The organism is Pseudomonas sp. RIT-PI-r (assembly GCF_001297015.1).
GTDB lineage: Bacteria > Pseudomonadota > Gammaproteobacteria > Pseudomonadales > Pseudomonadaceae > Aquipseudomonas.
Map to the genome: position 1 here is coordinate 38,892 of NZ_LIGE01000047.1, position 13,992 is coordinate 52,883.

At 59.6% G+C, this 13,992-nt stretch carries 12 protein-coding genes; 6 read left to right on the forward strand and 6 right to left on the reverse strand.

What is annotated here, in order from left to right; all coding sequences use genetic code 11:
- Window positions 1–20: 20 nt before the first annotated feature.
- Window positions 21–863 carry a pca regulon transcriptional regulator PcaR gene (gene pcaR / locus AK821_RS27470; RefSeq protein WP_007917109.1) on the reverse strand — a complete coding sequence of 281 codons (843 nt, stop codon included), beginning with the start codon at window positions 861–863 and terminating at the stop codon, window positions 21–23.
- On the opposite strand from pcaR, the gene AK821_RS30690 reads away from it, so the two are divergent.
- From AK821_RS30690 to AK821_RS27480, 3 genes are all read left to right on the forward strand, one after another.
- Window positions 852–1,055, forward strand: a complete 204-nt coding sequence (locus AK821_RS30690) for a hypothetical protein (protein WP_152974199.1) — start codon at window positions 852–854, stop codon at window positions 1,053–1,055. The two genes, pcaR and AK821_RS30690, sit on opposite strands and share 12 nt — an antisense overlap.
- Window positions 1,056–1,514: 459 nt before the next feature.
- On the forward strand, window positions 1,515–1,715 hold the full coding sequence (locus AK821_RS27475; protein WP_008080067.1) for a hypothetical protein: 201 nt from the start codon (window positions 1,515–1,517) through the stop codon (window positions 1,713–1,715).
- A gap of 374 nt (window positions 1,716–2,089) precedes the next feature.
- On the forward strand, window positions 2,090–3,565 hold the full coding sequence (locus AK821_RS27480; protein ID WP_034153067.1) for an inorganic phosphate transporter: 1,476 nt from the start codon (window positions 2,090–2,092) through the stop codon (window positions 3,563–3,565).
- Between the two features lie 1,032 nt (window positions 3,566–4,597).
- Here the strand turns inward: AK821_RS27480 and ccoM are convergent.
- The 3 genes from ccoM to AK821_RS27490 form a co-directional block, all read right to left on the reverse strand.
- Window positions 4,598–4,711: a cytochrome c oxidase subunit CcoM gene (gene ccoM / locus AK821_RS31210; protein WP_003222396.1), complete on the reverse strand. Its 114-nt coding sequence runs from the start codon at window positions 4,709–4,711 to the stop codon at window positions 4,598–4,600.
- A gap of 144 nt (window positions 4,712–4,855) precedes the next feature.
- Window positions 4,856–5,017 (reverse strand): hypothetical protein, encoded by a 162-nt coding sequence (locus AK821_RS30975; protein WP_007918490.1) that lies wholly within the window; start codon window positions 5,015–5,017, stop codon window positions 4,856–4,858.
- Window positions 5,018–5,135: 118 nt separating this feature from the next.
- Complete coding sequence (locus AK821_RS27490) at window positions 5,136–5,477, reverse strand: hypothetical protein (RefSeq protein ID WP_003222394.1); 342 nt, start codon at window positions 5,475–5,477, stop codon at window positions 5,136–5,138.
- Between the two features lie 251 nt (window positions 5,478–5,728).
- Here AK821_RS27490 and rapA point away from each other — a divergent pair, with 251 nt between their 5' ends.
- On the forward strand, window positions 5,729–8,575 hold the full coding sequence (rapA, locus tag AK821_RS27495; protein ID WP_064393054.1) for an RNA polymerase-associated protein RapA: 2,847 nt from the start codon (window positions 5,729–5,731) through the stop codon (window positions 8,573–8,575).
- Between the two features lie 162 nt (window positions 8,576–8,737).
- Here rapA and AK821_RS27500 read toward each other — a convergent pair whose 3' ends face one another.
- Window positions 8,738–10,087, reverse strand: a complete 1,350-nt coding sequence (locus tag AK821_RS27500; RefSeq protein ID WP_064393055.1) for a spinster family MFS transporter — start codon at window positions 10,085–10,087, stop codon at window positions 8,738–8,740.
- Between the two features lie 301 nt (window positions 10,088–10,388).
- On the opposite strand from AK821_RS27500, the gene AK821_RS27505 reads away from it, so the two are divergent.
- Complete coding sequence (locus tag AK821_RS27505) at window positions 10,389–10,757, forward strand: YkgJ family cysteine cluster protein (RefSeq protein WP_064393056.1); 369 nt, start codon at window positions 10,389–10,391, stop codon at window positions 10,755–10,757.
- A 149-nt stretch (window positions 10,758–10,906) separates the two neighbouring features.
- Window positions 10,907–13,189 (forward strand): putative bifunctional diguanylate cyclase/phosphodiesterase, encoded by a 2,283-nt coding sequence (locus AK821_RS27510; RefSeq protein ID WP_064393057.1) that lies wholly within the window; start codon window positions 10,907–10,909, stop codon window positions 13,187–13,189.
- On the opposite strand, the gene AK821_RS29730 is transcribed toward AK821_RS27510, so the two are convergent.
- Window positions 13,080–13,976, reverse strand: a complete 897-nt coding sequence (locus AK821_RS29730) for an NAD(P)-dependent oxidoreductase (protein ID WP_161806679.1) — start codon at window positions 13,974–13,976, stop codon at window positions 13,080–13,082. The genes AK821_RS27510 and AK821_RS29730 overlap by 110 nt on opposite strands.
- Window positions 13,977–13,992: the final 16 nt, after the last annotated feature.

Genomic DNA, 13,992 nt, shown 5'->3' on the forward strand with positions numbered 1-13,992 from the left:
GCGTTTATCGAACAGCTTAATCAGGCAAATAATTGCGCACTGAGGTCGCGGCTGGCGCTGAGCAGGCCCGGCAGGAAGCGCTGCTCCAGCTCGGTACGACTGACGCGACCGGCATGAGTGCTGACGTTGAGCGCCGCGACGACTTGGCCCGAGGCGTCGTAAACCGGCACAGCAATCGAGCGCAAACCTTGCTCCAATTCCTGATCGACGATGCACCAGCCCTGCTGCCGCACTTCCTGCAGGCATTCGAGCAACGCGTCAGGGGTGTGAATCGTGCGGCTGGTCTTGGCAACCAGTTCGGCATGATCGAGGTATTCACGCAGCGACGTGTCGTCCAGCGCCGCCAGCAGAATCCGCCCCATCGACGTGCAATAAGCCGGCAGACGCCCGCCCACCGACAGGTCCACCGAAATCAGCCGCTGCGTGGTTGCCGAACGCGCGATGTAGAGAATGTCGTCGCCCTCGAGCGTGGCCATGTTGCAGGCTTCGTGCAATTGCTCGCTCATGCGGTCGAGGTAGGGTTGCGCCGACACCGCCAGAGGCGTTGACGATAAGTAGGCGTGACCGAGGGTCAGCACTTTCGGCAGCAATGAATAGGTGCGGCCGTCGGTGGTGGCGTAGCCGAGTTTTATCAGGGTGTGCAGGCAACGGCGCACGGCGGCGCGGGGAATTTCCGTGCGGTGGCTGATCTGCGCGATGGTCAGATGACGTTTGCGTTCCTGGAAGGCCTGGACCACGGCCAGACCACGGGCCAGCGAGGTCATGAAATCCGGGTCGCCAGTCAGCGCCTGAATCCGCTTGGCTGGCGAGGCGACAATCGGTGGCGCCACGGAGGTGAAGGAGTTGCGCATTTGATCGTTCATTTCCTGTCCTTATTTCCGGATACCGCACGGATCAATGGCTATACAAGCGACTGGCCAACAGATGCACAAGGGCTGGGACGCCAAGATTGGGCGATTATCGAACGGCAGACCGATAATCGCAATGCAACCTACGCCGTAATCCGCACAACCGAGACGCTTGTGCAACTTCAGCAGCAAACTGAACCTTCTTAGTTGATCGACTAAATGGCGCCAAAAACAGATCGGTCAGTAAATAACGCTCGGCTTGCAGTTCAACTAGTAATAAAAGTTGCGAGTAACAAAACGATCACACATCCGGAACCGTTTTTAAGTTGGCAAAGATAGTCATTCCCGAATCGACCGCTATAATGCACTCAGTGACAGCCTGTTTTAATCACCGAGGTTGCCACCCGCTGACGCGATGCCATCGCTGTCGGACCCGGCCAGCGCCTGACGTTCATTACTCATGCAACGCCAACGCTCGCTGAAACAGGAAACTGATGCTGCGTCAGTTTTAATCTGGTGCCGTAGCCGCCTGTAACACGGAAGTCTTGATCGCCCTGTCGATGACACCAATGCCTGCACAGGCGTTGCGCACTCGACGGGGTCGCTCAATCGATCTGTTGCAGTGCGTTTCACCAGACATTCAACTCAAATCAAACAGGTAGCACTGTGACGAAAGACGAACTGCGCGCGGAACTTGAGCGCCAGGAACAACGTTACAAGGAAGTTTACGGCGGGGAAGTCACCACCTACGCCGCCCAGCCCGAACCGGAACGCAAAGCGTGGCGTAAACGCCCCACCGTTCAGGATCAGGTGTTCAAGCAGGAAATAGAAAAGATCGAAAAGGAACTCAAAGCCGAAGAGCCATGAGCCCCGCTGCTTGAATTCTTCGGGGGCAAGCGTGCGCACCGGTTACAAGCGCGGTGTATAGACCTTGCCTTGCGCGCCCGCTACCCGCGGGCAGCGGCTATCTCCCCGTCCTACAGGGTGAAGGGGAGCTTCCTACAGGTTTCACAGATATTTCAGACAAGCGTTTGAGCCTCCAATGCGCCGGCAAAAGCGACCTGAAAAAAAGCACTTTCCCAATAAAATCAACAGGTTGAAAAACCCTGTGTGACGCTTGGTTTTAACGCGCTGCAACAAATTAAATCGAAGAAGATTGTTACCGACCAGCAGGTAGGGCATCGATTTCCAGTCTTTTCTGGCATAATCGCGCCCCCTTACGACCGGGTCAGAAAACCTTCATGATCGATTTATTCAGCGGACTGGATGCTTGGGTGCTTGTGAGCCTCTTGCTCGCCCTGACGTTTGTCCTCGCCTTCGAGTTCATCAATGGATTTCATGACACCGCTAACGCGGTAGCCACTGTTATCTACACCAAAGCCATGCCGCCTCACCTGGCGGTGTTCTTCTCCGGTGTGTTCAATTTCCTCGGCGTGCTGCTGGGTGGCGTTGGCGTGGCGTATGCCATTGTCCACTTGCTGCCGGTTGAGCTGCTGATCAATGTGAACACCGGCCATGGTCTGGCGATGGTGTTCTCGTTGCTCGCCGCGGCAATCGCCTGGAACCTTGGCACGTGGTACTTCGGTATCCCGGCGTCCAGCTCGCATACGCTGATCGGTTCGATCCTCGGTGTCGGCCTGGCCAACGCCCTGATCAACGACATTCCGTTGGCAGATGGCGTGAACTGGCAGAAAGCGATTGATATCGGCGCCTCGCTGGTGTTCTCGCCGATGGCCGGCTTCCTGATCGCCGCGCTGATCCTGATCGGCCTGAAATGGTGGCGCCCGCTGTCGAAGATGCACAAGACACCGGAACAGCGTCGCAAGATCGACGACAAGAAGCACCCACCGTTCTGGAACCGTCTGGTCCTGGTGATCTCGGCCATGGCCGTGAGCTTCGTACACGGTTCCAACGATGGCCAGAAAGGCATCGGCCTGATCATGCTGGTGCTGATCGGTATCGTTCCGGCGCAGTTCGTGCTCGACCTGAACAGCACCACCTATCAGATCGAACGCACCCGCGACGCGACCCTGCACCTGAGCCAGTTCTACCAGCGCAACGCCGATTCGCTGGGTGAATTCCTGGCCCTGGGCAAGAGCGTGGAAGGCGACCTGCCGGAGAAATTCCGCTGCAACCCGCAGCAGACCGAACCGACCATTTCCGCCCTGCTGCATACGCTCAAAGGTGTCGCGGACTACCACTCGCTGTCGTCGGAAAGCCGTATCGAAGTGCGTCGTTACCTGCTCTGCTTGGACGACACCGCGAAGAAGGTGGGCAAGCTGCCTGGCCTGGAACCGCGTGAAAAGGCTGACCTCGACAAGCTGCGCAAAGACCTGACCACCACCACCGAATACGCGCCGTTCTGGGTGATTCTGGCGGTTGCACTGGCTCTGGGCCTGGGCACCATGGTCGGCTGGAAACGCGTTGTTCTGACCATTGGCGAGAAGATCGGCAAGCAGGGCATGACCTATTCCCAGGGCATGTCGGCGCAGATCACTACTGCCAGTCTGATCGGTATGGCCAACATCTTCAGCCTGCCGGTGTCGACCACTCACGTGCTGTCTTCGGGCGTGGCTGGCACCATGGTCGCCAACAAGAGCGGCCTGCAGGGTGGCACGGTGCGGACCATTCTGTTGGCTTGGGTGTTGACCTTGCCGGCGACGGTTGCGCTGTCGGCCGGGTTGTTCTGGCTGGCGTCGAAGGCGCTGGGTAGTTGATAGATAGCGGGACATGAGAAAGGCGCGATTCGAGAGGATCGCGCCTTTTTTTGTGTTTGGGGTTTTGGGGTTGGGATTGGGGGCATATCCGTTGCTGCGGGTTCCGCCCTTACGGCGAGTCACCTTTTCCAAACGCCGGAGTGCCGGCCCAGCGAAAAGGTAACCCAAAAGGCTTTGCCCCGGCGTACGGCACTTCGCTGAGGCTCAGTGTTGCCTCGCTACGGTGTCCATCCGGGGGCATCGCCTACGGTTTGCTTCGCTGCACCTCCTCTCGATGTATGCGGCTACGCCGCACGGCGCTGCGCGCCTACCCCCGGATGAACACCTACGCTCGGCCTGCCGATGGGGCAAAAGATCAAAAACCAAAGCCAAAGCAAGATCACAAGCCAAATCAAAAGCCCCTCACCCTAGCCCTCTCCCAGAGGGAGAGGGGACTGACCGAGGTGTTTGGGGAAGGTACGCCGACGTGCGATACCGCGTTGAACTCAGATCTTGAAAAGCCCAGAAATCGGCCCCCTCTCCCTCCGGGAGAGGGCTGGGGTGAGGGGCAGCAACAACGCAAATCAAAAGCCCAACACCCGTGCTCTTCACCACTCAATAGGCCGAGTGTCAGCTCGCCTGCTCTTGATCTTGATCCACGGGCGACGTCGGAAGGCTGAGTGGAGGGATTGATCCGGGCGTGGGAGCGTAGCGACCGTTTGGCGCAGCCAAACACAGCGAGAGGAGGTGCAGCGAAGCAAACCGTAGGCGCTGCGCCCGGATCGATCCCGGAGCGAAGGAACCCCGAGCCCCAGCGAGCGGGCCGCACGTAGGAGCAAGCCTTTTTGGTTACTTTTCGCTGGGCCGGCATTCCGGCGTCTGGAAAAAGTGACCCGCCGTAAGGGCGGAACCAAAATCAGCAACACCCGAAGCAACGGATATTCACACAAAACAACCCCAAACCTGGTCGGCCCAAAGGCCGCCAAGACACAAAAAAAAAGGGGCAACCGAAGTCGCCCCAAAATGCCTTGCGTGCTCATCAATCCAGAAGAATCACTTCTTGCGCTTATTCGCATCCTTCCAGATAAAAAATCCAAATCCTGCAAAAAACAGAACCATCAGCCCTACAGTCAGGACCCCGGCAAACACCACGTTATCGAAAAACATGACTGGCCTCCTGGCCCCTGCTCTGCTGCGATGGACCTAAGTTACCAAACACACAGACGCACAAATTGACCGGGATCAATACCAGCAAGGAAGGGAGATAAAGGAGGGAAAATAACTGACCTGCATCAACGGATGCAGGGGAGATCAACGCTTTTTCGGCTTGTTCTTCGACTTTTTCTTTGCTTTGCCCAACGGCATCGCCTGCTCGAAAGCCTGGCGCACCTCGTTCAGGCGCTTCTCTTTAATGTCATGCACGCGCTTGGCGCGTTCAGTGCTGAGGTCAATCAGTTTGTCGTCTTGGCTCATGGCGTTCGGAACATCGCTTGAAAGAATCACAACTGCCAAAATCACCGGCAGGACTGCGCCAATAATGCAGCTTCAGGCCGGCGCTGACCAGCCGGCTAGCCACACGCGGTAAAACGCCTCAGATCTCGATATCGACCCACAAGCCCTGACGCGGCTGATCTTCCATCAGCGGCACCACCGGCACAGTGTTGTCGGCATTCAACTCGGTACCCGGCACGGCCAGATGTTCTTCCGGGTCTTCATCGGCTTCGCGACGGCGACGATCACGCTCTTGCTGACGGCGCTGTTCCTCACGCGCCAGCAGTCGATCCTCTTCCGGATCGCGCTTTTGCAGATCGATCGTACTTTCGTTGGAGCTTTCCTGCACCGGCACCACCGGAGGAATGTCCGGCCGCTGGCGGATCGGATCCTGCTGGGAAGTGATCGGCACAGCGCTCAGGGGGAGCATCGGTGGCAACATATAAAAGGTCTCCTGTCTGCAGGCTATCGGCTGCGGCAAAGGCGCCTTGAGCCATCCGTCGTAAATCTGTGACGCACTTGGCACCTGTAGGAGCTGCCGCAGGCTGCGATCTTTATCAGACAGCTCAAACCTCAAGGGTTCTCAAAGATCAAAAGATCGCAGCCTTCGGCAGCTCCTACCCAGTAATCTTTGGCCCTGAAGCCCTGATTCCGTTAAGATAGCCCGCTTTTTCAAGGTGGGAGTCAGGCAGCATGGCGCAGCAGTATCAACCGGGGCAACGCTGGATCAGTGACAGCGAAGCAGAGCTTGGTTTAGGCACCGTTCTGGCACAGGACGGCCGCTTGTTGACCGTGCTTTACCCGGCCACTGGCGAAACCCGCCAGTACGCGCTACGGAATGCGCCCCTGACCCGCGTGCGATTCTCGCCGGGTGACAGCATCACCCACTTCGAAGGCTGGAAGATGACCGTGCAGCAAGTCGACGATGTCGACGGGCTGATGGTCTATCACGGTCTCAACGGGCAGAACGAAGCCGTCACCCTGCCGGAAACCCAGCTGTCGAACTTCATTCAGTTCCGTCTGGCCAGCGACCGTCTGTTCGCCGGTCAGATCGATCCGTTGGCGTGGTTCTCGCTGCGTTACAACACGCTCGAACACACCAGCCGCCAGTTGCAATCTTCGCTCTGGGGCCTGGGTGGCGTGCGTGCGCAACCGATCGCGCACCAATTGCACATCGCCCGTGAAGTCGCCGACCGTATCGCGCCACGCGTATTGCTGGCGGACGAAGTAGGACTGGGGAAAACCATCGAGGCCGGTCTGGTGATCCATCGCCAACTGCTCTCGGGCCGCGCCAACCGCGTGCTGATCCTCGTTCCGGAAAACCTCCAGCACCAGTGGCTGGTGGAGATGCGTCGTCGCTTCAACCTGCAGGTCGCGCTGTTCGACGAAGAACGCTTCATCGAGAGCGATGCCAGCAACCCGTTCGAAGACACCCAGCTTGCACTGGTGGCCTTGGAATGGCTGGTCGACGACGAGAAGGCGCAAGACGCGCTGTTCGCTGCCGGCTGGGATCTGCTGGTGGTCGACGAAGCGCACCACCTGGTCTGGCACGAAGAAAAAGCCAGCCCGGAATACACCTTGGTCGAGCAACTGGCTGAAACCATCCCGGGCGTGCTGCTGCTCACCGCCACCCCGGAACAACTCGGTCAGGACAGCCACTTCGCCCGTCTGCGCCTGCTCGATCCAAACCGTTTCCACGACCTGGCCGCCTTCCGCGCCGAGAGCGACAACTATCGCCCGGTGGCCGAAGCCGTTCAGGAACTGCTCGACAAGGGCCGTCTCTCGGCCAAGGCACACAAAACCATTCAGGGTTTCCTCGGCAACGAAGGCGAAGCGCTGCTGACTGCGGTCAACGATGGCGACACAGAAGCCAGCGCCCGCCTCGTGCGCGAATTGCTTGACCGTCACGGCACCGGCCGTGTGCTGTTCCGTAACACCCGCGCCGCCGTGCAGGGGTTCCCGGAGCGCAAACTGCACCCGTACCCGCTGCCATGCCCGGACGAATACCTCGAACTGCCGCTGGGTGAACATGCCGAGCTGTACCCGGAAGTCAGCTTCCAGGCCCAGCCGGACGCCAGCGAAGAAGAGCGCTGGTGGAAATTCGACCCGCGCGTCGAATGGCTGATCGATCAGCTGAAAATGCTCAAACGCACCAAAGTGCTGGTGATCTGCGCCCACGCCGAAACCGCGATGGACCTGGAAGACGCCCTGCGCGTGCGTTCCGGCATCCCGGCCACGGTGTTCCACGAAGGCATGAACATCCTTGAGCGTGACCGCGCCGCGGCTTACTTCGCCGACGAAGAGTTCGGCGCGCAAGTGCTGATCTGCTCGGAAATCGGCAGTGAAGGTCGCAACTTCCAGTTCGCTCACCACCTGGTACTGTTCGATCTGCCGTCGCACCCGGATTTGCTCGAGCAGCGTATCGGTCGTCTCGACCGGATCGGCCAGAAGCACATCATCGAACTGCACGTGCCGTACCTGGAAACCAGCCCGCAAGAGCGCCTGTTCCAGTGGTACCACGAAGCGCTGAACGCGTTCCTCAATACCTGCCCGACCGGCAACGCCTTGCAGCACCAGTTCGGCCCACGCCTGCTGCCGCTGCTCGAAGAAGCCGACGACAGTGAGTGGCAAGCGCTGATCGACGAGGCGCGCAGCGAGCGCGAGCGTCTGGAAGCCGAGTTGCACACTGGTCGCGACCGTCTGCTGGAGCTCAACTCCGGCGGCGCCGGCGAAGGTGAAGCGCTGGTCGAGGACATCCTTGAGCAAGACGATCAGTTCGCCCTGCCGATCTACATGGAAACTCTGTTCGACGCGTTCGGCATCGACAGCGAAGACCATTCGGAAAACGCCCTGATCCTCAAGCCGAGCGAGAAGATGCTCGACGCCAGTTTCCCGCTGGGCGACGACGAAGGCGTGACCATCACCTACGACCGTAACCAGGCGCTGTCGCGCGAGGACATGCAGTTCATCACCTGGGAACACCCGATGGTGCAGGGCGGCATGGACCTGGTGCTGTCCGGTTCGATGGGCAACACCGCCGTCGCGCTGATCAAGAACAAGGCGTTGAAGCCGGGCACCGTGCTGCTCGAATTGCTCTACGTCAGCGAAGTGGTTGCCCCGCGCTCGCTGCAACTGGGCCGTTACCTGCCGCCGGCCGCCCTGCGCTGCCTGCTTGATGCCAATGGTAACGACCTGTCGCCACGCGTCTCGTTTGAAACACTGAACGATCAACTGGAAAGCGTGCCGCGTGCCAGCGCCAACAAGTTCATCCAGGCGCAGCGCGATCAGCTGACGCCACGGATCAACGCCGGCGAGGACAAGATTGCCCCGCGTCACGCCGAACGCGTGGCCGAGGCCCGTCGCCGTCTGGCGGCCGACACCGACGAAGAACTGGCGCGCCTGACCGCGTTGCAAGCGGTCAACCCGACTGTACGTGACAGCGAACTGGTGGCGTTGCGTGAACAGCGCGAGCAGGGTCTGGCGATGCTGGATAAAGCGGCGTTGCGTCTGGAAGCGATTCGGGTGTTGGTGGCGGGCTAAACCGCCCCGCTCCAGCGCTGAAAACAACAAGGCCCGCAGTGATGCGGGCCTTGTTGTTTGCCTGTTATTTACTTGCCGATGCTAAGGGCCCTATCGCGAGCAGGCTCACTCCTACAGTTGGAATGCGTTCCCCTGTAGGAGTGAGCCTGCTCGCGATAGCGGTTATGCAGTCGCCGCAGCCACTTCTGGCTCAACCACAGCAACCAGCCCCTCCTTCATCCGCTGCGCATCCCGGACAAAACACCGCGCCGCCAGAAACAGAAACACCATGGTCAAAAACAGCGCCACCGGAATCAGGTACATCGCATCATGCAGCCCGACTGCCTTGAACGCCTCGGTCATCTGCTCAGCCCCCGCCGCCAGCATCGCCGTGTGCGCGAAATGATCCGACAAGCCACCGACCACCACCGGCCCCAAACCACCACCCAGCAAATACAACCCGGCAAAGAACAACGCCATCGCCGTCGCCCGCAAACGCGGTTCGACCACATCCTGAATCGCCGTATAAACACAGGTATAAAAGTTGTAGGCAAACAGCCATCCAACACTGAACACCGCGACAAACACACCAATCTCAATGCGCCCGGAATGCAGGGCCCACGCCGTGCACAACGTCGAAATAATCAGACTGAACGCAGCGAACAACAACCGACCATTGGCCACACGCTGGTGAATCTTGTCGGCGATCCAGCCACCGAGCGTCAAACCGACCAGCCCGGTTACCCCGACAATTACCCCCGTAGCCACGGCCGCTTCCTGCAATGGCATGAGGAAATAGCGTTGCAGCATCGGCACCAGAAACGAGTTGCAGGCATAGGTGGCGAAGTTGAAGCACAACCCGGCCATCACCAGCCACAGAAAGGTCGGCACCGCCAGAATCCGCCGGATCGGCCTGTCCACTTTCTCTTGCGAAACCTGCACGGTCTCCGCTGCGCCGCGCTTCGGCTCTTTGATAAAGAACATGAAAATCGCCAGAAGCAGACCCGGCACCGCTGCAATAAAGAACGGCGCACGCCAGCTGTCGAACGCCTTGACCATCGCGCCGATGGTGAAGAACGCCAGCAACAGGCCCAGCGGCAGACCGAGCATGAAAATGCCCATGGCCCGCGCCCGACGGTGCGCCGGAAACAGGTCACCGATCAGCGAGTTGGCCGCCGGCGCATAACTGGCCTCGCCGATGCCGATGCCCATGCGCACGATCAGAAAGCTCCAGAAACTGCCGACCAGGCCGTTGACCGCCGTCAGTGCACTCCACGTCGCCAGACCCCAGCCCATCAGTTTGCTGCGCGAACCGGTGTCGGCCATGCGCCCCAGCGGCAGGCCGGCGATGGCATAAACGATGGTGAACGCGGTGCCGACGATCCCCAGCTGGAAATCGCTGAGGTGCCATTCCATGCGGATCGGCTCGATGATGATCGCCGGAATGGTGCGGTCGAAGAAATTGAACAGGTTGGCGAGGAACAGCAGGAACAGAATGCGCCAGGCATTCGCCGCTTGGGTCGAGTTCTGCATGGGTCCGTCTCTTTATTGTTATGGGGCTTCACTGCCAACGCATCCGAGCCCGGAACCTGCAATCTAGTCAGCCCGTCGGGACCTGTCTGTGATCATTCGTCTGCCTGATATCGGGCCATGGCACTGTAACGAAACGTAAGCCTTTGATAAGTCAGCGATCCCCCGAAAACCGGGGCTTTTGCGGCAAAACCTTGCCACAAAAAAATAGTTTCGCGCCCCCCTCCCCAAGTCTGCGGCAAAGCCTAGAATGGCCGCCGGATCCGTCCGGATCTTTCGATCAATCCCTTTGATACCCTCGCCCATGTCCGACGTCAGTCCGTGTCTGAATTGCGGTGCCTGCTGTTCCCATTTTCGCGTGTCTTTTTTCTGGGGTGAATGCGCTTCCTCCGGTGGTACGGTGCCTGATGAACTGGTCACGCAGATCAGCCCGAGCCGGGTGGCGATGAACGGTACCGACTGCAAATCGCCGCGTTGCACGGCATTGGTCGGTGAAGTCGGCAGCGAGGTGAAGTGCTCGATTTACGAACAACGCTCCAGCCCGTGTCGTGAATTCGAATCGTCTTGGGAAAACGGCGAACAGAATGTCGATTGCGACAAGGCTCGTGCACGCTTCGGCTTGCCGCCGCTGCAACCGGACTGGGCGCAAATCCCTTTCGAACAGAGCGCTTGAGTCTTTAGCGCCAATCGCTATGAGGCTAATGACGAAATCATTAGCGCCAATGTGCCACTACCGCTTGCTCTCTGAAAACCGCCTCTATACTCCAGACATTCGCCTGCGTTCATCACGCAGTCAGGACGACTTCAGAGACGGGGCATGCTATGGAGTGGCTTGGTTTGCAGTTTGTTACCGAGCTGCCGGAGAGCGGGCAGGTCATTCTCAATTGCACTCATAATCCCTTGCTGGTGCTGGTGGCCTATCTGGTCGCTTGCGCGGCAAGCTTTGCCACCCTCGACATGGCCGAACGGGTGGGCCACGCGGAAGATCCCGGCTCGCAGCGCGTCTGGCGCTGGATCGGCGCAACCTGCCTGGCCGGCGGCATCTGGGCGATGCATTTCATCGGCATGCTGGCATTCCAGGCGCCGATCGAAATCCAGTACGACCTCGCCATTACCCTGTTCTCCCTGCTGATCGCCCTCCTCGCCTCCTGGCTGGCAATGCACACGTTGAGCGAGCCGCAACCGAGCCTGACTCAATACCTGAAAACCGCCATTGTCATCGGCCTCGGCATTGCCGGCATGCACTATGTCGGCATGGCAGCAATGCAATCGGCCGCAACCGCTTATTACCAACCGCTGCTGTTCTGCCTGTCGGTGGTGATTGCCATCGGCGCCAGTTTCGCCGCATTGTCGGTGGCCGGTTACTTGCGCGAAGGCAGCGGTTTGTCTCATCAGATGCTCAAGTACACCGCCGCGCTGATTCTCGGTGCCGGGATCATCAGCATGCATTTCACCGGGATGGCGGCGCTGAACCTGGTCTTGCCGGCAAACAGTCTGCCGTCGATTGCCACCGGAACCAGCCACCTGCAATTAGGCCTCACGGTCGCGCTGATTACCTTGCTGATCCTTGGCAGCGCGATCAGCGCGGCACTGGCCGACAAGAAACTGCAAAACAAGGAGCACGACCTGCGCCGGGTCAATGCCCTGCTCAGCCAGCTCGATCAAGCGCGCATGTCGCTGCAACAAGTGGCCAACTACGATGCCCTGACCAACCTGATCAACCGACGCGGGTTCAACCAGATCTTCGCCGAGAAACTCAGCCAGAAAACCAGCGAAGGCGGCATGCTCGCGGTGATGTTTCTCGACATCGACCACTTCAAGCGGATCAACGACAGCCTCGGCCATGACGCCGGTGACGAACTGCTCAAAGTCATCGCCCAGCACATCAAAGGCTCGGTGCGCAGCCATGAAGACGTGGTCGCGCGTTTCGGCGGCGACGAGTTCTGCATCCTCATCAACCTGCATGACCGCGAAGAAGCCCGCAATATGGCCCAACGCATCATGCTCAAAATGAAGGAGCCGATCGAGTTGGCCGGACGCCGCATGGTGATGACCACCAGCATCGGCATCAGTCTGTTTCCGGAAGATGGCAGCACCTGCGAAGAACTGCTCAAGCACGCCGATCTGGCGTTGTATCAATCCAAAGGCGCGGGACGTAATGGCCTGCACTTTTTCAGTTCCAACCTCAAGACCCGCGCCAGCTTCGAGCTGCAACTGGAAGAAGAACTGCGCCATGCCCTGCGCGAAGAAAACGGCCTGACACTGTATTACCAACCGATCTTCGAACTGAAAACCGGCCGTGTCACCAAACTGGAAGCACTGATCCGCTGGCAGCATCCGCTGCACGGCTTGCTGACCCCGGATCGTTTTATCACCATCGCCGAAAACAACGGCCTGATCGCCGAACTGGACAACTGGGTGCTGCGCCGGGCCTGCAAGGATCTGGGTGAATTGTCGCGCCATGGCTGCGATGAACTGAAAATCGCCTGGAACTGCTCACCGCTGAATCTTGGCCGCGAAGAGCTGGCCATCGAGATCGAAAACGCTTTGCGCACTGCCGGAGTGGCACCGGAACGGCTGGAACTGGAAGTCACCGAGAATGCGCTGATGGGCAATATCGCCAACACCCTGGTGTTGCTGCGGCAGATCCGCGCGCTCGGCGTATCGCTGTCGATCGACGACTTCGGCACCGGCTATTCGTCGCTGGCTTACCTCAAGCGCCTGCCGCTCAACACCTTGAAGATCGACCGCTCGTTCATCCTCGACATTCCCACGGCGACCGCCGACATGGAGATCGTCCAGGCGATCATCGTCATGGCGCACACCCTGCATTTGCAGGTGGTCACCGAAGGCGTGGAAAGCCTGGAACAGTACGAATTCCTTGAACGCTCGGGCTGCGACTTCATTCAGGGTTACCTGCTCAGCCGTCCGGTGCCGCTGGACGAACTGCGCCCGGTACTGGAAGAAATCAATCAGCGCAAACACTCACACGCGGTCAATCCGTTGATTCTGGCGCGCGGTACATTTGCACCAGTGTCGCTGGATCCTGCGCCAAAAAGCCCTGCGCCCCATGCAGGCGCATCAATTGTGCGGCCAATCCGCTGATCGGCGTCGCCGAGCCTTGTTCGCGGGAAAATTTCACGGCGGTATCGAGATCCTTGAGCAGCGTGCGCACGTGCCACTTGATCGGTTCGAAACGGCTTTCGGCCATTTGCGGCGCAAGAATCTGCAACGGTTTCGAATCGGCGAAACCGCCAGCCAAGGCTTCGGCGATCAGGCTGGCATCGACACCGGCCTGCTCGGCCAGCGCCACCACTTCGGCGATCACTAGCGCATTGCAGGCGACGATCATCTGGTTGCAGGCCTTGGTCACTTGCCCGGCGCCGATGCCGCCCATGTGCGTGACGCGCTGACCGAGGTTGAGCAACACCGGGCGCACGCGCTCAAGGTCTGCCACCTCGCCACCGACCATGATTGCCAGGCTGCCCGCCTCGGCACCGACTACACCGCCGGACACCGGGGAGTCCAGCCAGCTCATCCCCGTTTTCTGCGCCAGCGCGGTCGCCATCTCCCGAGTAGCAGTCGGCTCAAGGCTGGAAAAATCCACCAGCAACTGGCCGCGCTTTGCCCCGGCAGCAATGCCATCGGCGCCAAACACCACTTCGCGCACGACCGCCGTATCGGCCAGACACAACATCACCACGTCGGCGTGTGCGCACAATTCAGCGGCCGTCGCCACCTGCCGGGCACCGGCCTCGACCAGTGGCGCGCACTTGGCCGGGTTGCGATTCCACACGGTCAGCGGGTAACCCGCGGCCAACAGACGCCGACACATGGGCAGCCCCATCAGACCGATTCCGGCGAACCCCAACGAAGGTAGCGTTGACATCATTTTGCCTCTTTTCGAT